This window comes from Stenotrophomonas maltophilia group sp. Smal12, assembly GCF_037079935.1.
GTDB lineage: Bacteria > Pseudomonadota > Gammaproteobacteria > Xanthomonadales > Xanthomonadaceae > Stenotrophomonas > Stenotrophomonas sepilia.
Genome location: NZ_JBAWUK010000041.1, coordinates 16389 through 43081 on the forward strand (window position 1 = coordinate 16389; position 26693 = coordinate 43081).

A 26693-nucleotide genomic window follows, 5' to 3' on the forward strand; every position below is an offset into this window, starting at 1 on the left:
GCTGATGCTGCGGGGCCCTGAGCAAGCCCTTCGCTGGCGCCTATCAAACGACACAGGCCTGATCCTCGCGGACCAGGCCTGTGCTTTTTGCGCCGGAAGGACCGGACGCGTGCCGGCCCCGCCGGATCAGGCCTTGATCGCTGCCAGGATGCGGGCTTCGATCTCGTCCAGCTCACCGACGCCATCGACGCGGGCCAGGGTGCCACGGCCGGCGTAGAAATCGACCACCGGGGCGGTCTGGTCGTTGTAGACCTGCAGGCGCTGGCGCACCGCTTCCGGGTTGTCATCGGCGCGGCCCTGCTCCTTGGCACGACCGGCAATGCGGTCGACCAGCAGCTCGGTGGGCACATCCAGCTGTACCACCGCGTCCAGCGGCTGGCCGATCTTGGCCAGCAGGCCGTCCATCGCATTGGCCTGGGCCACGTTGCGCGGATAACCATCAAGGATGAAGCCCTTGGCGACATCGGCCTGGGTCAGGCGCGACTCCAGCATGCCCAGCAGGATGTCGTCCGACACCAGGTTGCCGGCATCCATCACCGTCTTGGCCTGCTTGCCCAGCTCGGTGCCGGCGGCGATTTCCGCGCGCAGCATGTCACCGGTCGAAATGTGGGCGATCCCCAGCTTTTCCTTCAGGCGCGTCGCCTGTGTCCCCTTGCCCGAACCGGGCGGTCCCAACAGAACCAATCGCATTGACCTGACTCCAACGTGTTGAAAACAAAGAAGGTTCGCGTCCCGGACGGTCCGGTATCGCTGCACCGCAATAGCGCCACTTTACCGCATCCGGGTAATGTCCCTGCAATGTCCCCTCCCCCGAGCAGGTAGAAGCATGCGCAACGGTACTCTCCTTTATGCCCAGTCCGGCGGTGTCACCGCCGTCATCAATGCCACGGCGGCAGCGGTGATCGAGCAGGCCCGGGCCAAGGGCATCAAGGTCCTGGCCGCCCGCAACGGCATCCTCGGCGCGCTGCGCGAGGAGCTGATCGACACCAGCAGGGAGAGTGCCGCCGCGATCCGCGCCCTCGCCCATACCCCGGGCGGCGCCTTCGGCTCGTGCCGGGTCAAGCTGAAATCGCTGGACGCCGACCGCGCCCGCTATGACCGCCTGCTGGAGGTGCTGCAGGCCCACGACGTGCGCTGGTTCCTCTACAACGGCGGCAACGACTCGGCCGACACCGCACTGAAGGTCTCGCAGCTGGCCAAGGCCTCCGGCTACGACCTGACCTGTATCGGCGTGCCCAAGACCATCGACAACGACCTTGCCGTTACCGATACCTGCCCCGGCTTCGGATCAGCGGCCAAGTACACCGCGGTCTCGGTCCGCGAGGCGGCACTGGACGTGGCGGCGATGGCCGAAACCTCCACCCGTGTCTTCATCTACGAAGCGATGGGTCGCCACGCTGGCTGGCTGGCCGCCGCCGCCGGCCTGGCCGGCAACGGTGATGACGAAGCGCCGCACATCATCCTGCTGCCTGAGCGCGCCTACGACGAGGCCACGTTCCTGGCCAAGGTGAAAGCCGTGGTCGAGCGCGTCGGCTACTGCGTGGTGGTGGCGTCGGAAGGCATTGCCACCGCCGATGGCCGCTTCGTTGCCGATGCCGGCGGTGGCAAGGACTCGTTCGGTCATTCGCAGCTCGGCGGCGTGGCGGCGCACCTGGCCGGCCGGGTCAAGGATCAGCTGGGCCTGAAGGTGCACTGGGCACTGCCCGATTACCTGCAGCGCTCGGCCCGCCACCTGGCCAGCAGGACCGACTGGGAGCAGGCGCAGGCGGTGGGCAAGGCCGCGGTGCAGCTGGCCCTGAAGGGTCAGAATGGCGTGATGCCGGTGATCGTGCGCAGCAGCGATTCACCGTATCGCTGGAAGATCGAAGCCGCGCCGCTGTCGAAGATCGCCAATCACGAGAAGAAGATGCCGGCTGGTTTCATCCGCCGCGATGGCTTCGGCATCACGGCCAGGGCACGCGCCTACCTGTCACCACTGATCAAGGGCGAAGCACCGCTTCCCTATGGCACCGATGGCCTGCCGAAGTACGTCACCCTGAAGAACGTGTCGGTGAAGCAGAAACTGCCGGCCTTCGAAGGCTGACCTGAAAAAGGGGACGGAGGGGATTAAGTCGCATACGCCCCTCTGTCATCTCCAACAGCATCAGCAGTGGGTCGGATACGACTTAATCCCCTCCGTCCCCTTTTCATGGAGGTCATAATGGCACTGCGTGTTGTTCGACTCGGTACGCCGCGCCAACCCGGCGAGGGACTGCGCATCGGCACGGTGCGGCGGCCGCCGCGCGGCGTGCCGCGCAGCGAGTTCGCCCGACAGGACTGGTACGACGTCTGGTTTCCGACCCTGTCACCCAGCGCGGAGCTGGTGAAGCGGGCACATGAGGCAACGACGGCGGCCGATTGGACCGCCTTCTTCCGCCATTACAAGGCCGAGATGAAGGCGCCCGATGCCGCCCACGCGCTGGACCTTCTGGCGGCGATGTCACAACACAGCGACATCAGTGTGGGCTGCTACTGCGAGGATGAAGCGCACTGCCACCGCAAGGCATTGCGCGAGCTGCTGGTGGCGCGGGGGGCAATGCTGGCGGATTGATCAGCCGGATGCCGGCCAGCGGCCGGCACTACCACGCGTGGATGACGGCGTGGGCGTAGCGCCCGCGCCACCTCAATTGCAAGCCTTGCCTTCCATCTGCAACTGCGCGGCGAACATCGTCACCTGCGGAATCTGGCCGGCGGCGGCCTGCTTCTTCGCCTCTTCCAGATAAATGCGCGATTGGCCCTGCCCGTCCAGCTCGACCTTGTGGCTCGAAGGCAGGCGCCACACCCGGACCACCGCCTGCTGCGCCGGGCACGCGGCATTGGGCACGCGGATCACATCATTGAGCTTCCAGCCCTTGTCGGCACTCGGCTGCGCCTTGGTGTAATCGACGAAGCGCGCGCGTGGCTGGCATTGCTCGCTGGTCCGGACGGCGGAAAAGCGATATGGCGCGGCGGCGTCACCGGTGAACGCACCTTCCAGCCGCGCGCAGGCCTCGGGGATCTGCCGCAGCGTATGCACCGCGCCCACCGCCTGCGGCGCACCGACCGCACGCTGCAGTTCCGGCGTTTCCGCAGCGAAGGCCGGTGCGGCCAGGACCAGGGCGGCAAGCATCAACAGGGACAGGCGCATGGGGGATCTCCTACGGGGCTGTGCGCAGGCTTGCAGAGGCTGCCTTAACGGGGTGCAAAGGCCGTTGGCTCGCCAATCATGCCCAGGGCCCGACGGCATGCGCCGCGGCTCCCAGGAGCCAGTCGAGCATGGCTCGACTCTACAAGTGGCGGCACGCATACTGCGGGCACCAGGGAATGCTGAACACCGCCATACGTCGGACGACCGCCCAGGTCGGTACGGGTTGGTTCCAGGCTGCAGCCCGTCGTCCCCCTCGTGGTGCCGTTCATCGCCACTGGATGCCTACATCCATTCTGCGGAGGGGTCTAATGCTGGAACGTCACGGGCTGTCACTGGCGCTGGGCTGCGCCATTCTCGCGATCCTGTTCGGAATCGTCTCGGCGCGCTGGATCCTGCGCCAACCCACCGGCAATGCGCGCATGATCGCGATCGCCACCGCGATCCAGGAAGGTGCGCGTGCCTACCTCAACCGCCAGTACCTGACCATCGGCGTGGCCGGCGTGGTGCTGTTCGTGCTGGTCGGTGTGTTCCTCAGCTGGTACACCGCGATCGGCTTCGCGGTCGGCGCGGTGCTGTCCGGCGCGGCCGGCTACATCGGCATGAACGTGTCCGTACGCGCCAACGTTCGTACCGCAGAGGCGGCGCGCAACGGCATCAGCGCGGCGATGGACGTCGCCTTCCGCGGCGGTGCGATCACCGGCATGCTGGTGGTCGGGCTGGGCCTGCTGGGCGTGGCCGGCTACTACGCACTGCTGCTGCGCATGGGCCTGCCGATGGAACAGGCGCTGCACGCGCTGGTCGGCCTGGCCTTCGGCTCTTCGCTGATCTCGATCTTCGCGCGGTTGGGCGGTGGCATCTTCACCAAGGGCGCCGACGTGGGCGCCGACCTGGTCGGCAAGGTCGAAGCCGGCATTCCCGAAGACGATCCGCGCAACCCGGCGGTGATCGCCGACAACGTCGGTGACAACGTCGGCGACTGCGCCGGCATGGCGGCCGACCTCTTTGAAACCTATGCGGTCACCGTCATCGCCACCATGCTGCTGGGCAGCCTGATGCTGGCCGAAGCCGGTGCCAATGCCGTGCTGTATCCGCTGGTATTGGGCGGCGTGTCGATCATCGCGTCGATCATCGGCGCGCTGTTCGTCAAGGTGAAGCCCGGCGGCTCGATCATGGGCGCGCTGTACAAGGGCGTGATCGTTTCCGGCGTGCTGGCCGCCATCGCTTTCTACCCGATCACCTCCGGGCTGATGTCCGACAACGTGCATGGACCGATGGCGCTGTATGGCTGCGCGCTGATCGGCCTGGTCCTGACCGGCCTGATCGTGTGGATCACCGAGTACTACACCGGCACCCAGTACAAGCCGGTGCAGCACGTGGCGCAGGCCTCGACCACCGGCCACGGCACCAACATCATCGCCGGACTCGGCATCTCGATGAAATCCACCGCGCTGCCGGTGGTGGCGGTGTGTGCGGCGATCTGGGGTGCGTTCGCACTGGGCGGCCTGTACGGCATCGCCATCGCCGCAACCGCGATGCTGTCGATGGCAGGGATGATCGTCGCCCTCGATGCCTACGGCCCGATCACCGACAACGCCGGTGGCATCGCCGAAATGGCCGAGCTGCCTTCGGAGATCCGCGACATCACCGATCCGCTGGATGCGGTGGGCAACACCACCAAGGCCGTGACCAAGGGTTATGCGATCGGCTCGGCGGCGCTGGCGGCACTGGTGCTGTTCGCCGACTACACCCACAACCTGCAGGTAGCCAATCCCGGCCAGGAGTTCCGCTTCGATCTCAGCGACCACACGGTGATCATCGGCCTGTTGATCGGCGGCCTGATTCCCTACCTGTTCGGTGCGATGGCGATGGAAGCGGTCGGCCGCGCGGCAGGCGCAGTGGTGGAAGAAGTACGCCGCCAGTTCCGCGAGATCCCCGGCATCATGCAGGGCACCGGCAAGCCGCAGTACGACAAGGCGGTGGACATGCTGACCCGCTCGGCGATCCGCGAAATGATCGTGCCCTCGCTGTTGCCGGTCGCCGTGCCGGTGGTGGTCGGCCTGCTGCTGGGGCCGCGCGCACTGGGCGGCCTGCTGATCGGCACGATCGTCACCGGCCTGTTCGTGGCCATTTCGATGACCACCGGCGGCGGCGCCTGGGACAATGCCAAGAAATACATCGAGGATGGCCACTTCGGTGGCAAGGGCAGCGAAGCGCACAAGGCCGCGGTGACCGGCGACACTGTTGGTGACCCGTACAAGGACACCGCCGGCCCGGCGATCAACCCGCTGATCAAGATCATCAACATCGTGGCGCTGCTGCTGGTGCCGCTGTTGTAGATCCACGCGGCGCGCGGATGGCAGGCTCGACGGGGTCGGATCCCTTTCCTGCGGAAAGGGATCCGACCCCGATGGCGGCCACCGCCCGGGCCCGGTCAGCAGGCAGCATCGTCTCGGGTTCCAGCGGTATCGGGGGATGCGGCGCGGCGGCGGGCCGCGCGAGGATCCTTGGCGTCGTCCACTTCCACGACCGGATTGGGCTCCGGTCGCGGTGCCGGCCGGCTGAGCACGTAACCGGCGCTGGCGGCAAAGAACAGGCCCACGCCAAGCAACAGGCGCCACGACGGATGCGCGCCCCAGCAGAACAGAGCAAAGCCCGCCGCCATGCCTGCGCTGGCAAACGCCTTGCCCTTGCCCGACACGGCGCCCTGCTCGCGCCACAGCCGCAGCGACGGGCCGTAGCGTGGATGCGCCAGCAGGCGCTGCTCGAACTTCGGCGAGCTGCGCGCGAAGCAGCCCACCGCGAGGATCAGGAAGATGGTGGTCGGCATGACTGGCAGCAATGCGCCGATCACCCCGAGGCCGACCATCAGCCAGCCCAGCGCGAACCAGAGCCAGCGCATCAGCGCTGCACTTGTGGGCGCGCGCCGCGCATCAGGCGAATTCCACTTCGACGTGGCGATGCACGCTGCGGAACGCAGCGTCGGCTGCATCGATCACCTGCTGGTCCTGCTCGGCACTCAGCGGCACCGCGTCCAGCGCAGCGGTGAACTCGCGCCAGTGGCGCGCTGCGCCATCGGGATGGGCGGCCAGGTGGCGGGCGCCGAAATCACGGTCCAGGCCGAGCTTGGCCGCCATCTTGTACAGAATGGTGCCGCCCAGATTGGAGCCTTCGGCCACGTACAGCCAACCCAACGCAGTCGGCAGCGCGAGGTCCGAGGGCAGCGCGTCGATGTCCGCGCCCGGGAGCGTCTGCTCCAGATCCTGCAGGTCGCGCGCGACCTGTCTCAGTCGGCGGCGCGCGCCCAGATCGGGCAGCAATGCGTCCAGCGCAGGATTGGCATACAGCGCATCGATGCTGCGGTGGAAGCGATACTGCACGCGCAGGAAACGGGCGAAGTTGCTGCGGTCGGCGAAGATGTCACCGGCCATGATGCGCTTGTCCAGCGCACCGTGGCTGTCGCGGGTGGCGGCCTTGAGCCGCAGGCTGCGGCTGTCTTCGGGAGCGATGTGTGCGTTCATGGGGGAATGCCAGGAGGGTCGTCCTGCTGTAGACGTCCGCCGCAGGGGTTTCCCCAAGCCCATGTGTGCCGATAATGGGCCATCCCCTTCTTCCACCCGGAACCGATAATGATCACCACCGAACCGCGCATGACCAACCTGTTCCTGCAGCTGGGCCTGGACGCCAGCGCCGAGGGCATCGCCCGCTTCATCCGCGAGCACCAGCTGGCCACCGACGTCGAAGTGGTCGAGGCGCCGTACTGGGATGATGCCCAGCGCCAGTTCCTGTCCGAGTCGCTGCAGGCCGATGCGGCATGGACCACCGTGGTGGATGAGCTGAACGAGTCGCTGCACGAAGATGCGGTGAAGGCGTCGAGCGGGCTGTAAGTGCCCTGATGGGGGCGCCGGGCATGGCCCGGCGCTACCGTTGTCTCCCGCTGGGGTCAGAGCCCTTCCGCAGGAAAGGGATCCGACCCCGCAGATCAGTACTTCCAGGTCAACGCCAGCCTTGCGGTGCGACCCGGCGCCGGCATCACGCCCAGAGCCAGCGAGTCCAGGTAATAGCGGTCGGTCAGGTTGTCCACGCCGGCTTCCACCGACAGCTGGTCGTTGAAGCTCCAGCTGGCGAACAGGTCGACCAAGGTGTTCGGCCGGTACAGCTGTTGGATCGCCGACAGGCCCACGTTCCAGTCCTTGTCCAGCCTGCTGATCGGGCCAGCGTTGTGGACCATGCGGGTGCCGAAGGTCAGGCGCTCGTCGAACAGGCGCGAGCCCAGGATCAGGTTGACTGTGTAGCGCGGCGGGTTCTGGGTGTTGGTGTACGAGCCCTCGAAGCCACCGTCCACGCAGTTGGGCGTATTGGCCAGCTCATCATTCCTGCGCTGCGCACCATAGGCACGACGCTCGGCGGCGATGTCAGGCGCGCAGGTCTTGGCCTTGAAATAGTAATGCGCGGACAGGTCGGCGAAGACCTTGCCGCTGTCATAGCTGGACTGGAACTCCATGCCCGCGACCTTGAACTGATCGACGTTGCGGATCAGGCCGGCCGACAGCGTGCGGTAGTCACGGGTGATCAGGTCGTCGATGCGGGTATCGAAGTACGCCAGCTTCAGCGCCAAGCGGTCGCCGGCGGTGAACAGGTCGTAGCGGAGGGTGCTGGCACCGATTTCCCAGCTGCGCGCACGCTCCGGCTTCAGCTCAACCACCGGCTTGGCGGCGGTGAACAGGCCCAGCGTGGTCTCGAACAGGCTCGGCAGCTTGCTGCCCTCGGCGTACTTCACATAGACCAGAGTGTCTTCGCTGAAGCGGTAGGCCACACTGGCGGTCGGCGAGAACGCGGTATCACGGCGGCGGATCGGCTGCGACCAGGTCCAGCTGACCGGCACTTCCAGATCCTGCGGCTTGCCGGCGTCATAGAAGTTCCACCCACCGATGTCGCCCACCGTGCCCTTCTTGTACGGCGAGGCCAGCAGCGATTCCTGGGTGAAATTGCCATTGGCATCCGGATACCAGTTCAGCAGCGCAATGCGCTTTGCACGCCACGACGGCAGTGCCGGGTTGCCGTTGAGAAGCTCGGTGTAGCGGTACTGGCCCTGCACCTCATAGGTATCAGGCGTGGCCAGGCGGTTGCGGTCATGCACATCCACCCGGTTCCAGCGGCCACCGGCCAGCAGCTCCCAGTGTTCGTCGGGCTGCCACTTCAGCGCGGCCACGGCGCTGTATTCCTTGCGCTCGGCATTACGCAGGAAGCGGTTGTTGACCAGGTCATCGTGCATGATCGGGCCCGAGCTGCCCGGGGCGATGTCTTCGTCGCTGTAGGACAGGCCGTAGTCGAGCGTGAACGCACCGGCGCGGGTGCCGAACGTCGAGGTGTTGCTGGCATCAAGGTTGAAGCGCTTCTGCCGCAGCGGGTTCCGGTAGGCATCCTTGTAGCCGGGATCGCCACTGAAACTGGGCGCGTCGTACCACTCGGTGCGGCGATCGAAGTACCACGGCGTGATGCCGGTCAGGCTGTTGTACATCACGCTGTCGGTGTCGGTGTACGCTGCATTGACGCGCAGGTCGATCAGCTCGCTGTCCGGATCGAAGCGATAGCGCAGGGTGTAGCTGTCCATGTCGACGTGGCCCGGGTCCCACTGCGGGATGCGGTCACGGTCGACGCGGATGATCTGCGAGGCCATGATCTCGCCGGCCGTGCCTTCATAGCGGCGGTAGCCGGCTTCCAGGCTCTGCGTGTCATCGATGCGCCAGGTGCCCTTGAGCAGCGCCGACTTCGAACGCGAGGAGGTATTGAACACTTCGGTACGCGGCGGATTCAGCGGCGCCAGCGTACGACGGGTCTGCGGGAAATCATCGTAGCCGTGCTTGCCGGAGAAGTAGTTGCCGTTGTCCCGGTACGCGTAGGCCGCAACCAGGTCGAAGCGGTCCCAGTGACCGGCACCGGCCACGTTGAAGAACTGGCTGCCGGTGGCGCTGCGATCGGTGCGCGGCGTCGCACTGTATGACGGCAGGTTGTTGGCACTGCCATTGGCCAGGCCACCGCGCACGCGCACGCCGAAGTCGCGGCCCTCGCGCAGCACGTCACCGATCTTCAGCGTCTCCATCTCGACCATACCGCCGATGCCACCGGAGGCATTGGCCTGCAGGCTCGGGCCCTTGGTGATGGTCAGGCTGGAGATCAGGTCGGGGTCGAGGTAGGTGCGCTGTGACTGGCCCGCATAGCCGCGGTAGGTGTCCATGCTGGACTGGCCACCGTCGATGATCACCGGTACGCGGCCTTGGCCCTGGATGCCACGGATGTTGACGTCGAAGCCATTGCCGACGCGCGGATCACCGGCGGTGACACCGGCCACACCCTTGACGATGTCACCGTTGGAGGTGCCGCGGAAGCGCTCCAGATGCGCGCGGTCGAGCGTGGTGGTCGAACCCACGCTGCGGTAGCTGTCGAGCAGGCGTGCTTCATCGTTGTTCGCACCACTGTCGACGCGGTCGCCGGCCACACGCAGCGTGCCGGTGACGATCACACCGCTATCGGCCCGCACCGGCGTTGCTGCCTCCAGAGTGACCGCATCGGCGCTGACCCGGCGCACCGCCACGCCACTGCCCTGCAGCAGGTGCTGCAACGCCTGGTTGGCCGACAGGCTGCCGCTGACCGCGTGGGAGGTTGCGCCGTGTGCCAGCGATGCGGGGTACACCACCTGCACGCCGGATTGGCGCATGTAGCTGCGCAGCGCCTCATCCAGCGGTTGTGCAGGAATTTCGAAGCGCAGTACAGCCGCGTGGTCGCTGCGGGCGCTCTGCGCCAGTGCGGGTGGCGTCGTGCTGGCCAGCCCGGCGGCAAGCAACGCAATGCACAGACGGGACGGGCGCAGTACGCGGCCCGAGCGGTGGGAGTCGAACATGGAAGAACCTGTCAGGTAATCGGTGCCGCGAACGCGGCGTCATCCGCAACACGGGCGGACACGGCGACGTACGTGGCGACGGCGGGTACGTTCGCCGGGTAAGACGGCTGGGCGCGCGACAACCCCAAGAGCGATTTGCGGTCGCAGGGGATGCCGACGGGGCGCGGCGGGTGCCGACCGTTGGTCGGCCGGTGGTAGCGGTGGGTGCCGACCGTTGGTCGGCACAGGGACGCTCATCCACGCGTGGCGTGGATCTACTGCACGATGGCGACGCCGAATGGAAGACGAGTAACCTGAAGACCTGCCGTTGCCGCCAGTGCATCCAATGCCTGCTCCGGGCGGTCGATGCGCAACGCAGCACTCACTGCAGGCAGACGTGACAGATCGCCGCGCACGAAGGTCGGCCCCGCGCGATAGCGCCCCACCCACTGCACCGCATCGGCAACGGGGACCTGCTCCAGCAGCAGCTCGCCCTGGCGCCAGGCGCCGACGCTGTCGGCGGTCACGTCAGCCCGTCGCATGACCCCGCCACGTTCAGTGTAGACGGCACGCTGCCCCTGCTGGAGGTAGGTCCAGCCACCGTCGGCCGGGCTGGCCACGCGCACCCTGCCCTGCCCAACCTGGGTTTCCACCCGCTCGTCTCCACGCGCCACGGTGAACGCGGTCGAGATGTCCTCGACCAGGCCATTGCCGGCGCGCACGCTGAAACGCCGCTGTGCATCCGGGCTTACCTCGAACCAGGCGCGCCCGCGCAGCAGCTCGACCTCGCGGGCGTCCGCATCGAAGCGCACGGCAATCGCACTGTCCGCATCCAGCACCGCCCGACTGCCATCGGGCAGCCGCACGTGCTGCACCTGATGCGTGCTGCGATGATCGGACTGCAGGCGCAGCCACGCCTCCGGCCATGCCACCAGCATCGCCAGCATTGCCGCCACAGCCATCGCCCAGCGCAGTCGATGCGGCCCACGCCGTCCGCTGGCCCCGGCGGCCTGTGGGCGCGGCCCGACACTGCGCCACAACGCGCGCTCGTGTTCGAAGGCCCTGCGGTGCCCCGGCTGTTGCAGCCAGTGCTCGAACGCCTGCATGCGTGCATCGCTGATGTCACCCGAGGCCAGCCACGCGATCCAGTCCCGGGCCTGTTCGGCCAGGGCATCGTCATTGGCGGCGGGCTGCATGTTCGGCGGGCTCATCGGCTGGCGGACAGGCGCATTCAAGCGCAAGCGGGGGAACTGGACCGCATCCACGGTCCAGTGATCAAGACGTCTGCGCGAAGGCCAGCCCCAAGCCGGCGCGCTCATCGACCGCTGCGCGCCCAGGCCAGGCGCTGCAGCGCGGAGCGCACATGATTCTCGACGGTGGTCACCGACACCCCCAGGCGGCGTGCGATCTCGGCCTGGGTGAGGCCCTGCAGGCGGTTGAGCCGGAAGATGGTGCGGGTCGGCTCCGGCAGGTGGCCCGCCGCATCGAGCACCCGCTGCAGCTCATCCTGTGCCATGGCCTGCTCCTCGGTGGAGATCACCTCGTCGCCCCCCCACAGGTAGCGGTCGGCCAGCAGCCGGTTGCGGCGGCTCGATTCGCGGCCGTGGTCAGTGGCAAGGTTGGCGGCCAGCCGATACAGATAGGCCCGCGGATTGTCGATCGCCTGGCTGTCATCGACCCCTCGCGCCTTGAACCACACCGCCTGGATCACGTCCTCGGCGCCGTTGTCGCCCCCGAGGATGCGCTGCACCCGGCGCAGCAGCGCGGGCCGCTCGCGGATCAGCAGCTCAGTGAGGGAGGCAGCATTGGAGGACATGCGCGGAGCCGGGACGACAGACGGGAGGCACCGCGCATGCTACTCCGGTAATGCGAATAAGTCACATTCTTGTCTATGCCGGGACTACAGGCAATCAACCAGTGCGTCGTAGGTATTGGCTTTCGTGCCGGGCAGCGGCGCGTGCAACGCATCGAACCCGTCCCCCGTTTCCCACACCTGCAACAGGGTTTCCAGGCGTGTTCCTGTTGCCAGCGGCAGCACGCAGGCATAGCGTCCGCGGTTGACCGTGATCAGGCCGCTGGGCTTTACCCTGGTGTTGCTACCGGCGAAGGTCCATACACACTGGACAACCACCCCCGTGGCCTGTTCCACGGAACAGCGCAGGCGCATGGCCCACAGATTGATGTACTCGCCCTCGCAGAAGGTATCGCCACATACCTCATCGAAGCCACGCACCAGTTGCCGCTCGGCAGCAAGGAAACGCTCGTTGCCGCCCCCCGGGCCGGCGTAATCCCGCGCATCGACGAACGCAGGCGCAGCCTGCGCGACACCGGCGCACGGCAGGCTGACAGACAGCACGCCACACAACAGCCAGCATCTACGGAAGCTCCCCATCAGCCCACCCTCCCCTGCGTGCGCAGGCATTCAGGCAAGCCATCGAAGATGCCGTGGTCAAGCCCAGGCAAAGGCGCGGTCAGGCCGCCCGGCGCTTCCAGGGAGGCGTAGAACGCGTCGACGGGCACCCCGGGCTGCATTTCGACCGGACAGACCCAGCTCCCGTTGTCGATCCGCACGTGTCCCGTGTCGGGCTCAACCTCCAGCTCGCTGGCGGCCACCACCCAGACACAGCGCTGCACGGTGCCGCGGTGGGCGAGCACGGCGCAGCGGAACTCCATCACCCGGTAGTTGCTGTAATCACCTTCACACAAGGTGTCGGCACACCATGCGGCGAATTCGCCGGCCACCGCGTCCTCCAGCGCAAAGGCCCGGTCCCATCCGGCTTCGTCGGAGGGATAGTCGATCAGGTTGACATGCGCCCCGCGCGCAAGCGCAGGCAACGGCGCCAGCAGCAACAAGGCGCAACAGCCCAAGCGGTTCCAGTTCATGGCAAGTCTCCTTGGCAAGGACGTCCAGCCTGCCGCGGGGACCGGGTGGAACCCATCGGGAAACCCCGCCCCATTCGCTCCGCCAGGGGCGGGCGCGCAGGTCGGTCCAGCCCTACCCTGCACAGCGCCCGGCAAAGGCATAAAATGGTGAGCTATCCGTCTATATCCCCACCTGGAGCACACCATGGGCCTGGAACTCGTCTCGCCCGGCAAGAACCCGCCGGAAGAAATCAACGTCATCATCGAGATCCCGAAGGACTCGGAACCGGTGAAGTACGAAGTGGACAAGGAAACCGGCGCGATCTTCGTCGACCGCATCCTGTCCACCCCGATGCGCTATCCGTGCAACTACGGCTACGTGCCGAGCACCCTGTGTGGCGACGGCGATCCGGCCGACGTGCTGGTGGTGCTGCCGCTGCCGCTGGTGCCGGGCTCGGTCGTGCGCTGCCGTCCGGTCGGCGTGCTGAAGATGAGCGATGAGGCAGGCAGCGACGAGAAGATCCTGGCCGTGCCGGTCTCGAAGATCTTCAGCGGCTACGCCCACGTCGAAGACATCGCCCAGGTCTCGAGCCACTGGCTGGAGCGCATTGGCCACTTCTTCGAGCATTACAAGGACCTGGAGAAGGGCAAGTGGGTCAAGCTGGACGGTTGGGGTGGCGCCGCTGAGGCCAAGCAGATCCTGATCGAGGCGCACCAGCGCCATCTCGACAGCAAGGCCTGAGCCTGAACCGCATCGCTCCGGCGATACCCTGCCGGAGCGATGCGGGTCACGTTTCATGACGACGGCACATCACTCTTGCTGCCGTATTAGGTAAATTGCGTCACTTCACACGTCATCGACATCCATCGTCGAGACAGCCAGGGGAACGTGTCGTGCGTATTCTGCTTGTTGGGGATGCAGCCAGCCTGCCGGCTGAGCTGACCGAATTCATTGCCGATCTTGGGGAAGACTGGCAGCCGCTGACCGCCGCCGATGGCCAGACCGCGATGACCGCGGTGGCCACGCAGGGCGTGGACGCGGTGATCGTCTGCCCGCAGTTGCCCGATCTCAATGCCACCACGCTGCTGGGCCAGATCCGGACACTGCGCCCGGAAACCATCCGCATCGCGCTGGTCGATGCACACCATGGCAACCGCCCGCCGCCGGCGCGCCTGATCGGTGTCGCCCACCGCTTCCTGCCGCTGCCGCTGGCGCCGGAAGTGCTGCTGGAGGCATTGACCAGCCTGGAAGAACTGCGCGAAGTGCTGGACAGCCCGCGCCTGCGCGATGCCATCGGCCGTATCGAGAAACTGCCATCGCCACCGCACCTGTACCTGAGCCTGACCCAGGCCCTGGAACATGACGACGATACCGACAGTGCCGATGTGGCCAAGCTGGTCGCCGCCGATCCGGCCATCGCGGCCAAGGTGCTGCAGCTGTCGAACTCGGCTTTCTTCAGCCAGGGCCGCACCATTGCCGACCTGCGCACTGCGGTCACCCGGCTGGGCCTGGCCACGCTGCGTGACCTGGTGCTGGCCAGCGAAGTGTTCTCCGCGCCGACGCTGTCGGCTGCCGAGCGCAACTCACTGCAGCAGCGCGCCCTGCTCGCCTCCCGGCTGGCCGCACGCCTGCTGCCCGAGTCCAGCGCCGAACTGGGGGCGACCGCCGCACTGCTGGCCGACATCGGCCTGCTGCTGCCCGGCGTGCGCAACGAGCGCAGCGAGCCCGCGCTGGCCGGCGATACCCGCCCAGGCCATGCCGAGGCCGGCGCCTACCTGCTGGGCCTGTGGGGCCTGCCGATGCCGATCATCGAAGCGGTGGCCTTCCACCTGCAGCCGCAGCGCGCCAACACCCGCAGCTTCTGGGTGACCGGCGCGGTGCACGTGGCCCTGGCGCTGGTCAATGGCGATCCAGTGGACGAGGACTACCTGCAGCGTGCAGGCGTGCTGAACAAACTTCCGCAATGGCGCGAGCACGCCAATGCACTGATGGGACTGACACCCACTGACGCCTGAGCGGCACGCGGGCGCCTGCCTCCGCCTCGCATGAGGGCGCGTCCAACGGACGCGCCCTTTTTCCTGTCTCAGCGCTGCGGACAGGCGTCCAGCACGCACAGACGCCATTGGCGCTCGCACAGGGCCGGGGCGTTGCCCTTGGCCAGGCACTCCAGCCGGAATTGCTCGCAGTACACACCGCCGCCGCAGACGATGATGTTCTGTGCGGACAGCGAGCCCACCAGCGTTGCATAGATCAGGACTGCGGCCGATACCTGGCGGAAAAGCGTGCGCTTCATATCCATCTCCCAGCGTCCGGTATTGGACGCGCCTACTGTGCTGAATGTGACAAGAGCAGACAGTGACTGCACTCACCTTCTCGACATGATCAGAGTTTCCTTACAGAAATGAAAAGGGCGGACCTTGCGGTCCGCCCTCCTCGTTCTGCTATCGCACTTCGATGGATCAGAAGCGCTGGGTGTACTTCATGTACAGGAAGCGACCCACGTCGAAGCCGCCGTAGTAGGCGAAGCTCGAGTTCGGCTGGGTGAACATGATCGGACCCTTATGGTCGAACACGTTGTTGGCGCCCAGCGCGATGGTGGCATCCCACGGTGCCTTCCAGCTGACCTGCAGGTCGTGGAAGGTGTTGGAGCCGGTCTTGCGCAGCGGCGACTTCTCACCGTTCTGGTAGCGGTCGGCGTCGTCGCACGGACGGTTGGCCACGCAGGCTTCGTTCATGCCCGAGTAGTAACGCGCGGTGTACGCCACGCCGAAGTCACCCTTCGACCAGGTCAGGCCCAGGTTCGAACGCACGCGGAACAGGCCCGGCTCACCCACACGGCCGATGGTGATGTTGTCACCGTCAGCGTTCTGGCCCTGCTCGTCGTACTTGGCCAGGTAGCTCGTCTGCCAGTCGATCGCGAACTGGCCGATGGCCAGCTCCGGCAGGCGGTACTTGATGCCCAGGTCGTAGCCCTGGGTTTCCATCTGGCCGAGGTTGGCCAGGCCGTAGGTCATGCCGTTGATGTGGCCATCGCCTGCACGGGTGTGTGCGGCGCAACGCGAAGCATCGCCCAACACGTAGCAGTCACGCAGGATGCGGTCGACGCTGTCAGCGATGATCATGTCGCTGATTTCGTACTTGTACCAGTCCAGCGAGATGTCCAGGCCCTGCACCCAGCGCGGGCTCCAGACCAGGCCGATGGTGGTGCTCTTGGAGGTTTCCGGGGTCAGGTTCGGGTTGGCACCCGAGATGAACTGGTCCGGCGTCGCACACGGGGTCGAGGTGCACGGAATCAGGCCCTGGCCCAGCTGGGTGTAACCGACCGGGACGCCCGCCGCCGAGCAGGCCGCGTTGCCGTTGACCGAACCCGGCGCGGTGATGCCGCACGGATCGGTGTACGACTCGAAGCTGCTGCTCAGGCCACCGTACAGGTTGTCGATCGTCGGAGCACGGAAGCCCTCAGCCCAGGTACCGCGAACCAGCAGCTCGTCCAGCGGACGCCAGGTGAAGCCGAACTTGGAATTCAGGGTGTCGCCGAAGTTGCTGTAATCCGAGTAACGGGTCGCAGCATTCAGGGTCAGTTCCTTGGCAAACGGCATGTCCGCCAGGACCGGCACGTTCAGTTCCAGGTAGACCTCGTCCAGCGAGTACTCACCCTGGGTGGTCTGCGCACCCAGGCCGGTGGACTGGCCCGACTGTGCGAAGGCGTCCGGCGAGAAGCGGCCTTCTTCCTTGCGGTGCTCGACGCCCACGGCGAAGCCCAGGTCACCGGCCGGCAGGGTCACGATCGAACCCGACAGGTTGGCGGTGAAGCTGGTGGTCTTGGTCAGACCGGTATCGGTGAAGTACGGGAACAGGAAGTCCTGGGTGGCCTGGTCGGCCAGCGACCCGGCACCGGCAACGCCGAACGGCAGCAGCGGGTTCCACGGACGGCAGCCGCTGGTGGCGAGCGGATCGGACATGCTGGTGCCGCAGCGGGCGACGCCATCAGCACCGATGAACGAAGCGCCCAGCGCCTGTTCCGATGCGATCAGGCTCATGTCGCCGTGACCACGCTTGGTGGTTTCGTTGCGGTTCCACAGCGCGCCGACGTCCCAGTCGAAGGTCTTGCCGGCGAAGTCGAAGAAGCCGCTGATGCTCGGGGCGAAGCGCAGGGTCTTGACCTGGCTTTCGGTGGTGCGCGGCACTTCCCACAGACGGCGGCGGAAGGTCAGGTCTTCACCGGTCGGGTTGAACGCGCTGTCGGACGACAGCGGGGTGCCGAAGGACGCCGACTGGTACGGATAGCCCGCGATCTGCTGGGTGGTGTTGCGCTCGTTGTAGAGCACGTCAGCGTTGAACGAGATCGCGTCGGTGAAGTCGTAATTGCCGTTGACGTACAGCGACTTACGCTCGATACCGGTCTGCACCATCATCTGCTCGTTGGCATTGACGGCGTCAGCAGAGGTTTCCAGACGGTAGTCGGCGCGGTTGGCCGGGTTGCCGCCATCACGCAGGGTGTACCAGCGCTGGTCGCTCGGGCCGACATAGCCCGGCTCGCCCTGCTTCAAGTTCGGGGTGACGCACGGGTCGCAGAAGCCACCCTTCTGGTTGATCGGGCTGGCGCCCGAACCCGGGTAGTTCGGGCCGGCGTTGCCGTCACGGCTGAACCAACGATCCTTCGCCCACACCGGATCCTGCTTGGAATACTCGGCGGACATGGTGACACCGCCGCGCTCGCCCATGCTGCCGAGGGTGAACGAATAGGTTTCGGTGTCGCCGTCGCCCTTGCCGTACTGACCGACATAGACGCTGGCTTCAGCGCCGTCGAAGCGCTTGCGGGTGATCACGTTGACCACGGCCGCGATGGCGTCCGAACCGTAGATGGCCGAGGCGCCATCCTTCAGGATCTCAATGCGCTCGATGGCCGCCATCGGGATCTGGCTCAGATCCTGGTAGCCGGCGGTGGTCGCGCCCAGGCGCTTGCCGTTCATCAGCACCAGGGTGCGCTGGGCGCCCAAGTTGCGGATGTCGACGTAGTAGCCGCCGACGTTTTCGCCCGAAGCCAGCGACTCCGAACGCGAAATGGCCGGGGAACCGGCCGAGGTCAGGTTCTGCAGGACGTCAGCAACCGAGGTGTAGCCCTGCTTTTCCAGGTTCTCACGGCTGAGGGTGACGATCGGCTGCTGGGTTTCAACGGCAGCGCCGCGGATGCGCGAGCCGGTGACCGAAATGCGGTCCAGGTCGGTGGTGCCCTTTGCTTCCTGGGCGGAAGCAAAGGCCGGCGCCAGCGCCAGCGCAATGCCGGCCGGCAGCAGGCCGAACCGCACTGCGGGATTACGAACGTTCATCTATCTCTCCAAGGTACGTGTTAGCAGCGTGTTAAAACACCCCAGCACGTTACGATTGCGTTGCAGCGCTGTATTTGCGCGAACCAACCGGAGACTTTGCGGATTGTGGCGGGAGCAAGCCGCCGTTCTCCCTGAAGCGCGATGCGGACTGGCCGTAGCGGGCGCGGAACGCACGCGCGAAGCTGCAGCAGTTGTCGAAACCGCTGGCGGCAGCGACCTCGCCCACCATCATGTCGGTGTCGCGCAGCAGATCAGCGGCGCGTTCGAGGCGCAGTCGTGCCGAAAGCGACTGCGGGCTTTCCTCGTACAGGCTCTGGAAGGTCTTGGACAGGTACCAGCTGGAGAAGTTGGTCAGCTCGGCCAGTTCGCCGATGCGCACCACCCGGTGGCTGTTGCCTTCCAGATAGAGGCGCGCGCGCTGCATGCGGCCGAACACCTGGCGCTTGCGGCTGCGCGAGCGGCCTGGGCAGCGCTGCACGTTGTCGGCCAGGCCACGCTGCAGGCCCGCGAGGTGCAGCAGCAGCGGGCGCAGGGCCTGCGCCGGCTGGCCGCTGGCCAGCGCATCGCGCCACAGGCGCAGCGCCACGCGGGCATCAGTACGGTTCATCCGGCCACGACCTGCATACAGGCCGCAGTCGGCCATCTCGGTCAGCACGCGAAGCGCTTCGATGTTCAGGTTCAGGCCGACGCACAACCCGTTGCGACCGGCCTGCACCAGCGGCCGCGATTCCTTCTCGAAGGCGATCCACTCGCCCTGGCGCAGGCGGAAGCGCCCTTCCTTGGCCTCGACCCACGAGCTGCCACGCACCTGCATCCAGACAGTGAAGCTGGAGCCGGCGGTCTGCAGGCTGCCCAGCCGGGCCACGCCCAGGCAGGTCGGTGCGACGTCGTCGAGCGACCGGTCCAGGGAAACAGTTTGGCCGCGATCGGCCAGCGAGAGTTGACGCATGGGGGCACCACGGATTTGCCTAGTACAGGACTCCGTTTTGCCAAATCAGGCGGCACCGCGTCAGGAAGGTCCGACGAGATCGCCACGAATTCGCGACGAGATCCCGACGAAGAAATTACGAAGGCCCATTTCCCTTGAACAACAACAACTTGGAGAATGCGGGGAACAGTGCAGGCGGGCGTTCAGGCAACCGCATCACGCCGATGTCAGCGCCATCGCTGACCGCCATCGCCACGAACAGGTCCTTTCCGTCGGCGCTGGCACTGAGCCCGTTGCCGGCGCTGAGCCGTTCTGCGTCCAGGCAGCGTTCCGCCTCCTCGCGGCCGGGCTGGATGCGCACGAAGGTGGTGCCACACGTGGTCGAGGTACCGAGGTAGCCGATGCCGCTGTTGCCGGTCACGGTCCAGGCCCGGTATCGCCAGCGGCTGGGCCGGTCATCGCTGATCTGCTGCACGCTGGCCGGGGACAACGCGGCATCCGCCGACCACAGGCCTCCGGCGGCCAAGCGGGTGAACAACACGCGGCCACTGCTCCGGTCAAAGCGCGCCTGCGACACCCCATCGATGCTGGCCAAGCGGCGCCAGGGCTGGACGCTGCGATCGAACAGGCTCAACCGCGTGCGCTGGTCGGCATCGCGCTCGACCACAAACAGCTGCTGCGGCGAGGCGCCATACAGTGCCTGCAACGGCTGTTCGGCCGGAACCGGCAAGGGTTGCAGGCGTTCATCGCGTGGCGCGATTTCATAGAGCACCGTGCGCCCATGCGCATCGCGGCCAACCACGAGCAACTGCCGGCTGTCGGCCGACCAGTCCGGCGCCTGCCGTGCCTCCGGCCGCAGCCCTTCGATGGGACGCAGCGAATCCGGTCGCTGCATGTCCGCCCACCACAGGGCGAAGCTGCCGGAACGATCGGAGGTGAAGACCAGCTGGCGGCCATCAGGCGCTGCCATCGGCTGCCCATCGCGGCCACTGGAGGCGAACAGGCGCTCGGGCGTGCCGCTGCCCTGCATCGGCACCTTGAACACGCCGAACTGCGCGCGCCGGTGGACGAACGCCAGCATGCCACCGCGTCGCGACACTGCTGGCCACTGCGCATCATCCAGGCCGGCATCGCGCAACGTGTGCCGCTCGACATCCAGGTAATAGAGCCGCGCCTCGCTGTCGACACGACGACCGAAGACGATGGTGCGGCCATCGTCCAGCCAGGCCCAGCCGCGCAGCTCTGCCGCTTCATCGGTCAACTGCTCGGGCGTACCGCCCGCGGCCGGCACCCGCCACAGATCACCCAGCTGCGGGTTGCGCACGAACACCAGCCATTGCCCATCAGGCGAATAACGCGGTGCGTAGTCGAAGTCATCCTGATCGACGCTGTAGGCCAGCGCGCGCCACTGGCCACTGGCCAGGTCCAGCACGCGGATGCCACGGTGCCCGTAGCGACCGACCATGCTGCCGAACACCAGGCCACGCCCATCCGGCGTCCAGTCGAAGCTGAGCAGCTCCGTGCCATCGCAGCGTGTGGCCTGGCGCAGCGCGCCACCAGTGGCGCTGGCGATCAGTACCTGGCATCCGCCGTCGGCGTAGAACCGCGCGAAGGCGATTTCGCGACCATCCGGCGACCAGTTCGGGAAGCGATCGACGGCACCGGCTGGTGGCGCCAGCAACTGGCGCGCCGGCGCGTTGCCGGAGGTCTGCAGCTTGATCGCGCCACCGCCGTTGCCATCCTCGTTGGCGCCCTCATAGGCCACCAGCGAACCGTCCGGTGACAGCGTGGGATAGGTTTCAAAGCCGCTGGTCGCGGTGATCAACCGATACGGCCGCTGCGGGCTGCCGATCACCCGCGTACCGTTCTCCACGGCAGCCTCCACCGGCGAACTGCCGGCCGGTGCACGGCGCAGCAGCAGCGTGGTCAACACCAGCAGCGTGGCCAGCATCAACACGCCCAGCGCCAGCAGCACGCGCCGACGGATATGGCGCCAGCGGCGGCGCGCTGCCTGTGGATGTGCAGGCAACACAGCAGTGGTCACCGGCTGCGCGGCCATGCCTTCGTCGTCGCGGACGCCTGCGGCCACGGGCTCGGCATCGTCCAGCACCTGCACCGGGACCAGAAGCCGATAGCCTGTCTTGGCGATGGTTTCGATGTAGGCCTGGCCGTTGTCGTCGTCGTTGCTGAACGCCTTGCGCAGCTGGGTGACGGCCTGGGTCAGCACATCGTTGGTCGGCAGCGTGTCCGGCCATACCTCGGCGAACAACTCGTCGCGGGTGACAACGCGGCCCGGCTGCCGCAGCAGCACGCGCAGCACGCCCAGCGCCTTCGGCGTCAGCCGGCGCGGGCGACGCGCGCCGACGACCTCGACTTCGCGCGAGGACAGAGTGACGGTGCACTCTCCTATCCGTATCCGATCGGATACCGGGGGCTGGATTTCGCTGCTGTTCATTTTCTGCTACACAGTAGAGACAGGTCCCGGGCAGTGTTTGCCTTCGATACCGCCCCGTCCTGGGAACAGCGAAAAGCCAGACTCCGCACAAAGCATCGGCGCATACCGCAAAAACAATCGAGCGCGCGAATACTAGCCTATGCAAGTTACCTCGCCTATCGCGTGGTCGACATCAGGCTCTCTCTCGCCGACGCATTCACATAATTTGCGACATCATTCGCGCCCTATCGGGCGCGAAATTTTTATCTGGCGTTCATTTTCACATGCGCCGCAACATGGTCAATCCGACCAGCCGCGAAACCACCAAAGCCACGTACATCACGCCGGAAAACTGCTCCAGCATGACCAGTGCGCGTGCCTGTGGATGCAACGGCACGACGTCACTCAAGCCGACGCCAGACAGCAAGCTGAAGCTGAGATAAAGCAGTTCCATCCAACTGCGCTGCGCGCCTCCGCCGGTGCCCTGGAAGCTGCCCGGGTACCACTGCTGGCATACCGCGAATGCGAACGCAAATGCCCATGCAAGCAAGGTGAATGTCGCGCCTGCGGCGAACAGTTCGTCGCGGGTGACCTTGTGGTCCTGGAGCATGTAGGCGATCAGCGCGCCGGCCGTGTAGAAGTACAGCAGGCTCTCCAGCAACTGCGCGGTGGTCAGCAATGCGCTGCGGTCGAGCAATGCACCGGCCAGCGAGAACACCACCGACGGGATGGCCAGCACCAGTGCCAGCCAGGTGCCCAGCGGGCTGCGCTGCACCACCCACAGCGCCAGGCCCAGTACCGCCATGCCGAACATGCCCAGCGCCGCGCGGCCGGCAGCGGTGTCATCCAGCGCGGGGTACAGCAGCACCGCGATCAACTGGGCACCCAGCAGCCAGGCCGAAGGATGACGGCGGGCGATGGCCAGCCAACGGGTGGTCATGGGAACAGGCATGGTGTCCTTTCCCCAGGGTGATGCGCGGAGCATAGCCGGGAGAGGCGTGATGAGCGGTGGTGCCGGCCGCTGGCCAGCACTCCTTCTGGTTCCGTGCACGACGCAATGCCGGCCAGTGGCCGGCACTAGCCGTTACTCATCACCCCTGGCGGTAGACCTCGGCCCCGCCAGCACGGAACTCCTGCGACTTCTCCTTCATGCCAGCCTCTGCGTAGTCGCGCACGTCCTGGGTGATCTTCATCGAACAGAAGTGCGGGCCGCACATCGAACAGAAGTGGGCCAGCTTGTGCGCGTCCTTCGGCAGCGTCTCGTCGTGGAATTCCTTGGCCTTTTCCGGATCCAGTCCGAGATGGAACTGGTCCTCCCAGCGGAACTCGAAACGCGCTTTGCTCAGCGCGTTGTCACGCACCTGCGCACCCGGGTGGCCCTTGGCGAGGTCGGCTGCATGCGCGGCAATGCGATAGGCCATGATGCCGTCGCGCACGTCCTGGCGATTGGGCAGGCCGAGATGCTCCTTCGGCGTCACGTAGCAGAGCATGGCCGTGCCAAACCAGCCGATCATCGCCGCGCCGATCGCGCTGGTGATGTGGTCGTAGCCCGGTGCGATATCGGTGGTCAACGGCCCCAGCGTATAGAACGGCGCCTCGCCGCACTCACGCAGCTGCTTGTCCATGTTCTCCTTGATCAGCTGCATCGGCACGTGGCCGGGGCCCTCGATCATGGTCTGCACGTCGTGCTTCCAGGCAATCTTCGTCAGCTCGCCCAGCGTTTCCAGCTCACCGAACTGCGCGGCGTCGTTGGCATCGGCGATGCAACCCGGGCGCAGGCCATCGCCCAGCGAGAAGGTCACGTCGTAGGCCTTCATGATTTCGCAGATCTCTTCGAAATGCGTGTAGAGGAAATTCTCCTTGTGATGCGCCAGGCACCACTTGGCCATGATCGAGCCCCCGCGGCTGACGATGCCGGTCACCCGCTTGGCGGTGAGCGGCACGTAGCGCAGCAGTACGCCGGCGTGGATGGTGAAGTAGTCCACGCCCTGCTCGGCCTGCTCGATCAGGGTGTCGCGGAAGATTTCCCAGGTCAGTGCCTCGGCGCGGCCATCAACCTTTTCCAGCGCCTGGTAGATCGGCACGGTACCAATGGCCACCGGCGAGTTGCGGATGATCCATTCACGGGTCTCATGGATGTGCTTGCCGGTGGACAGATCCATCACCGTGTCGCCGCCCCAACGGATCGCCCACACCAGCTTTTCCACTTCCTCGGCGATGCCGGAAGATACGGCGCTGTTGCCGATGTTGGCGTTGATCTTGGTGAGGAAGTTGCGGCCGATGATCATCGGCTCGCTTTCCGGATGGTTGATGTTGTTGGGCAGCACCGCGCGGCCGCGCGCGATTTCATCCCGCACGAACTCCGGGGTGATGATCTTCTGGATCGAGGCGCCGAACGCCTCGCCCGGATGCTGCTGCAGCAGGCCCGCATCGCGGATCGCTTCCAGCCGCTGGTTCTCGCGGATGGCAACGAACTCCATTTCCGGGGTGATGATGCCGCGGCGCGCGTAGTGCATCTGGGTGACGTTCGCGCCTGCCCGTGCACGACGCGGCAGGCTGCGCGCGGGGAAGCGCACGGCATCAAGCTTCGGGTCATGCTCGCGATCACGCCCGAACGACGAACTCAGGCCTTCGAGCTGCTCGGTATCGCCACGTTCCTCCACCCAGCCGCGACGCAGTGCCGGCAGGCCGGCGGACAGATCGATACGCACGCCCGGATCGGTGTAGGGGCCGGACGTGTCGTAGACCGTGACCGGTGCATTCTCTTCGCCGCCGAACAGCGTCGGGGTGCGGGTCAACGCGATCTCCCGCATCGGCACCTGCAGATCCGGGCGCGAACCGGGCACGTGGATCTTGCGTGAGCCGGGAATGGGCCGGGTCACGGATTCGGAGAGTTGCTGGGCCTGTTGCTGCAGGGCGGAGAGCTGTGCGTTCATCGGGCATCGTCCAGGAAGGTCAGGGACGAAGCGGCGGCGCACTGCGACCGCGCCCGGACGGTCCTTGGGCGGAGTCCGGGAATGGCTGCATTGCAAAGCTTCCCTACGCCGGTATGAGCCGGATCAGGTTCCAAGGGACTGTCTCAACCGTGGCCACATGGCCGCGGTACCCCCGCTTCTTGGCGTGCATTAGAGCATAGACCGCCCGCCTCCGGAGTTGCCCCCAATCGCCATTCGTTAACGGAATCATGACGTCGCGTTCAGTAACGTGCACGCGCATCGTGTCGCTGCGACCGGTGCTTCCCTTGCCGCCCCTGCGGCCCCTGCCCGGTTCCGCTGTATACCGCCGGCCCTTCGCTGCAAGCTCTGCTCGCTCCCCTCAATCCCTTGATCGGAGAAGCTCCTTCATGGTGTTTCGTGTTTCCATCGCACTGGTTCTGATGCTGGTGCTGCTTGCCGGTATTGCACCCGGCCCCTTCAATACCGTGGTGCAGAGCATCCTCGGCGAGCTCATCCGCGGCATCGGCTGGCTGTACCTGCTGGTCGTGTTCCTGGCCCTGGTATTCCTGATGTACCTGGCCTTCGGTCGCTTCGGCAACCTGCGCATCGGCGGCGAAGACGCCGAGCCGGAGTTCTCGCGGGCCAGCTGGATGTCGATGCTGTTCGCCGCCGGCATGGGCATCGGCCTGGTGTTCTGGGGCGCCGCCGAGCCCATTTCGCACTTCAGCAAGCCACCGGAAGGGCTTGCTCCGCAAAGCCTGGACGCGGCACGCGCCTCGATGCGCTATGCATTCTTCCACTGGGGCCTGCACCCGTGGGCCATCTACGCGCTGATCGGGCTGGCGATGGCCTGGTTCCAGTTCAACCGCAACGGCCGTGGCCTGGTCAGCGACATGCTGCAGCCGATCATCGGCCGCCACCATCGCGGCTGGATCGGTCGGGTGGTCAACATCGCTGCAGTGGTCGCCACCGCGATCGGTGTCGCGACGACGCTGGGCTTCGGCACCATCCAGATCGCCGCCGGCATCGAGCGCGTGTTCGGCGTGCAGGCTACCGTCCCAGTGCAGATGACCATCATTGCCGTCGCCTTCGTGCTGTATATGGCGTCCACCGCCAGTGGCGTGGAGCGGGGTGTGAAGTGGCTGTCCAATTTCAACCTGGCGTTGGCTGCCCTGCTGGCAGCCATCCTGCTCGTGCTGGGGCCGACCGGCTTCATCTTCGATACATTCACCACCACGCTGGGCTCCTACCTCAACCAGCTGGTGACAATGAGCCTGCGCATGTCACCGTTCTCGGGCAGCACCTGGGTGGCGGACTGGACAATCTTCTACTGGGCCTGGTGGATCTCGTGGGCACCGTTCGTGGGCTCATTCATCGCACGCATCTCGCGCGGCCGCAGCGTGCGCGAGTTCGTGATTGGCGTAGTGCTCGCGCCGACGCTGCTGGGCTTCTTCTGGTTCGCGGTGTTCGGCGGCACCGCGCTGTGGGCACAGATCTTCGGCCATGCCGACCTGGTGCAGGCGCTGGGCAATGGCTACGAGACGGTGCTGTTCACGCTGTTCGACAGCATGCCGCTGCCGCTGCTGCTGTCGTGCGTCGCACTGGTACTGCTGATGATCTTCTTCGTAACCTCGGCCGACTCGGCGGTACTGGTTCTGGCCAGCATGTCCACTGACGAAGCAGGCGATCCTCCGTTGAAGCGCAAGCTGGCCTGGGGCATCGCGGTGGCGTTGATCGCAGCGGCGTTGCTGCTGGCCGGTGGCCTGGATGCACTGCAGGGCATGATCACGATTGCGGCGTTGCCATTCGCGCTGCTGATGGTGCTGGTGATGGTGTCGCTGTACCGCGTGCTCGACCAGGAGTACACGCGTGAGCGACGGCAGGCGCAGCGCCAGCGGCACATGATCGATGCGTGGATCGCACGCGAGATGGCGGCGCAGGAGGAGACGCAGGCCGAGGCCGCACGCGCGCACGATCAGGATTGAGGGTGTTTTGCAGCCTGCGGCTGCACCGCTTTTTCAAGCAAGTGCAAGTGCAAGTGCAAGTGCAGAAGCCAAGGCGGCTCTGGGCTTCTGCTTGCTTGACGGGGAGGGGGCAGATGGCGGGACACGCCGCAAGTACGTCCCTGTAGGCTCGGCCACGGCATCCATGCCGTGGAC

The 26693-nt window shown here is 66.2% G+C and carries 22 protein-coding genes and 1 riboswitch; of the genes, 7 read left to right on the forward strand and 15 right to left on the reverse strand.

The window, feature by feature from the left end:
* Positions 1-126 precede the first annotated feature (126 nt).
* On the reverse strand, positions 127-690 hold the full coding sequence (locus WDC87_RS16460) for an adenylate kinase (RefSeq protein WP_005419045.1): 564 nt from the start codon (positions 688-690) through the stop codon (positions 127-129).
* Positions 691-826: 136 nt separating this feature from the next.
* Between WDC87_RS16460 and WDC87_RS16465 the strand changes: the two genes are divergently transcribed.
* Together WDC87_RS16465 and WDC87_RS16470 are read left to right on the forward strand one after the other, a co-directional pair.
* On the forward strand, positions 827-2083 hold the full coding sequence (locus WDC87_RS16465) for a 6-phosphofructokinase (protein WP_072168430.1): 1257 nt from the start codon (positions 827-829) through the stop codon (positions 2081-2083).
* A gap of 117 nt (positions 2084-2200) precedes the next feature.
* Entirely contained in the window at positions 2201-2590 is a 390-nt protein-coding gene (locus WDC87_RS16470) for a DUF488 family protein (protein ID WP_088497623.1), read from the forward strand.
* 72 nt (positions 2591-2662) lie between these two features.
* Here WDC87_RS16470 and WDC87_RS16475 read toward each other — a convergent pair whose 3' ends face one another.
* Positions 2663-3166 (reverse strand): hypothetical protein, encoded by a 504-nt coding sequence (locus WDC87_RS16475; RefSeq protein WP_072168428.1) that lies wholly within the window; start codon positions 3164-3166, stop codon positions 2663-2665.
* Positions 3167-3474: 308 nt separating this feature from the next.
* Here WDC87_RS16475 and WDC87_RS16480 point away from each other — a divergent pair, with 308 nt between their 5' ends.
* A complete protein-coding gene (locus tag WDC87_RS16480; protein ID WP_252744295.1) occupies positions 3475-5502 on the forward strand; it encodes a sodium-translocating pyrophosphatase in 2028 nt (675 codons plus the stop codon).
* A gap of 95 nt (positions 5503-5597) precedes the next feature.
* Here WDC87_RS16480 and WDC87_RS16485 read toward each other — a convergent pair whose 3' ends face one another.
* Both WDC87_RS16485 and WDC87_RS16490 read right to left on the reverse strand, forming a co-directional pair.
* Positions 5598-6065, reverse strand: a complete 468-nt coding sequence (locus WDC87_RS16485) for a YbaN family protein (protein WP_151354831.1) — start codon at positions 6063-6065, stop codon at positions 5598-5600.
* A gap of 31 nt (positions 6066-6096) precedes the next feature.
* Entirely contained in the window at positions 6097-6684 is a 588-nt protein-coding gene (locus tag WDC87_RS16490) for a biliverdin-producing heme oxygenase (RefSeq protein WP_072168425.1), read from the reverse strand.
* Positions 6685-6792: 108 nt separating this feature from the next.
* Here WDC87_RS16490 and WDC87_RS16495 point away from each other — a divergent pair, with 108 nt between their 5' ends.
* A complete protein-coding gene (locus WDC87_RS16495) occupies positions 6793-7050 on the forward strand; it encodes a DUF2789 domain-containing protein (RefSeq protein ID WP_088497625.1) in 258 nt (85 codons plus the stop codon).
* A 95-nt stretch (positions 7051-7145) separates the two neighbouring features.
* Here WDC87_RS16495 and WDC87_RS16500 read toward each other — a convergent pair whose 3' ends face one another.
* The 5 genes from WDC87_RS16500 to WDC87_RS16520 all read right to left on the reverse strand — a co-directional run bounded on the left by WDC87_RS16500 (position 7146) and on the right by WDC87_RS16520 (position 12926).
* The gene (locus WDC87_RS16500; protein ID WP_252744294.1) at positions 7146-10064 is read right to left on the reverse strand and encodes a TonB-dependent receptor; all 2919 of its coding nucleotides are present in this window, start codon (positions 10062-10064) and stop codon (positions 7146-7148) included.
* A 254-nt stretch (positions 10065-10318) separates the two neighbouring features.
* Positions 10319-11254, reverse strand: a complete 936-nt coding sequence (locus tag WDC87_RS16505) for a FecR domain-containing protein (RefSeq protein ID WP_088497627.1) — start codon at positions 11252-11254, stop codon at positions 10319-10321.
* 104 nt (positions 11255-11358) lie between these two features.
* Positions 11359-11859, reverse strand: coding sequence for an RNA polymerase sigma factor (locus tag WDC87_RS16510; protein ID WP_088497628.1), 501 nt, complete (start codon positions 11857-11859; stop codon positions 11359-11361).
* A gap of 84 nt (positions 11860-11943) precedes the next feature.
* Positions 11944-12435 carry a hypothetical protein gene (locus WDC87_RS16515; RefSeq protein WP_072168421.1) on the reverse strand — a complete coding sequence of 164 codons (492 nt, stop codon included), beginning with the start codon at positions 12433-12435 and terminating at the stop codon, positions 11944-11946.
* Positions 12435-12926 carry a hypothetical protein gene (locus WDC87_RS16520; protein WP_088497630.1) on the reverse strand — a complete coding sequence of 164 codons (492 nt, stop codon included), beginning with the start codon at positions 12924-12926 and terminating at the stop codon, positions 12435-12437. Before WDC87_RS16520 ends, WDC87_RS16515 begins: the two co-directional genes overlap by 1 nt.
* Positions 12927-13110: 184 nt before the next feature.
* On the opposite strand from WDC87_RS16520, the gene ppa reads away from it, so the two are divergent.
* Together ppa and WDC87_RS16530 are read left to right on the forward strand one after the other, a co-directional pair.
* Positions 13111-13647 (forward strand): inorganic diphosphatase, encoded by a 537-nt coding sequence (ppa, locus tag WDC87_RS16525; protein WP_005410935.1) that lies wholly within the window; start codon positions 13111-13113, stop codon positions 13645-13647.
* Positions 13648-13799: 152 nt separating this feature from the next.
* A complete protein-coding gene (locus tag WDC87_RS16530; RefSeq protein ID WP_065178351.1) occupies positions 13800-14921 on the forward strand; it encodes an HDOD domain-containing protein in 1122 nt (373 codons plus the stop codon).
* A 68-nt stretch (positions 14922-14989) separates the two neighbouring features.
* On the opposite strand, the gene WDC87_RS16535 is transcribed toward WDC87_RS16530, so the two are convergent.
* The 6 genes from WDC87_RS16535 to thiC form a co-directional block, all read right to left on the reverse strand.
* A complete protein-coding gene (locus WDC87_RS16535) occupies positions 14990-15199 on the reverse strand; it encodes a hypothetical protein (RefSeq protein ID WP_032954496.1) in 210 nt (69 codons plus the stop codon).
* A gap of 166 nt (positions 15200-15365) precedes the next feature.
* Positions 15366-18236, reverse strand: coding sequence for a TonB-dependent receptor (locus WDC87_RS16540; protein ID WP_072168419.1), 2871 nt, complete (start codon positions 18234-18236; stop codon positions 15366-15368).
* A gap of 49 nt (positions 18237-18285) precedes the next feature.
* The gene (locus WDC87_RS16545) at positions 18286-19185 is read right to left on the reverse strand and encodes a helix-turn-helix transcriptional regulator (RefSeq protein ID WP_053497516.1); all 900 of its coding nucleotides are present in this window, start codon (positions 19183-19185) and stop codon (positions 18286-18288) included.
* A 115-nt stretch (positions 19186-19300) separates the two neighbouring features.
* The gene (locus WDC87_RS16550; RefSeq protein WP_252744293.1) at positions 19301-21619 is read right to left on the reverse strand and encodes a winged helix-turn-helix domain-containing protein; all 2319 of its coding nucleotides are present in this window, start codon (positions 21617-21619) and stop codon (positions 19301-19303) included.
* A gap of 259 nt (positions 21620-21878) precedes the next feature.
* Complete coding sequence (locus WDC87_RS16555; RefSeq protein ID WP_252744292.1) at positions 21879-22550, reverse strand: ion channel; 672 nt, start codon at positions 22548-22550, stop codon at positions 21879-21881.
* A 139-nt stretch (positions 22551-22689) separates the two neighbouring features.
* The gene (gene thiC / locus WDC87_RS16560) at positions 22690-24534 is read right to left on the reverse strand and encodes a phosphomethylpyrimidine synthase ThiC (protein WP_252744291.1); all 1845 of its coding nucleotides are present in this window, start codon (positions 24532-24534) and stop codon (positions 22690-22692) included.
* An 82-nt stretch (positions 24535-24616) separates the two neighbouring features.
* Positions 24617-24718: riboswitch (TPP riboswitch) on the reverse strand.
* Positions 24719-24941: 223 nt separating this feature from the next.
* Between thiC and WDC87_RS16565 the strand changes: the two genes are divergently transcribed.
* Complete coding sequence (locus tag WDC87_RS16565; protein WP_088497632.1) at positions 24942-26519, forward strand: BCCT family transporter; 1578 nt, start codon at positions 24942-24944, stop codon at positions 26517-26519.
* Positions 26520-26693 lie beyond the last annotated feature (174 nt).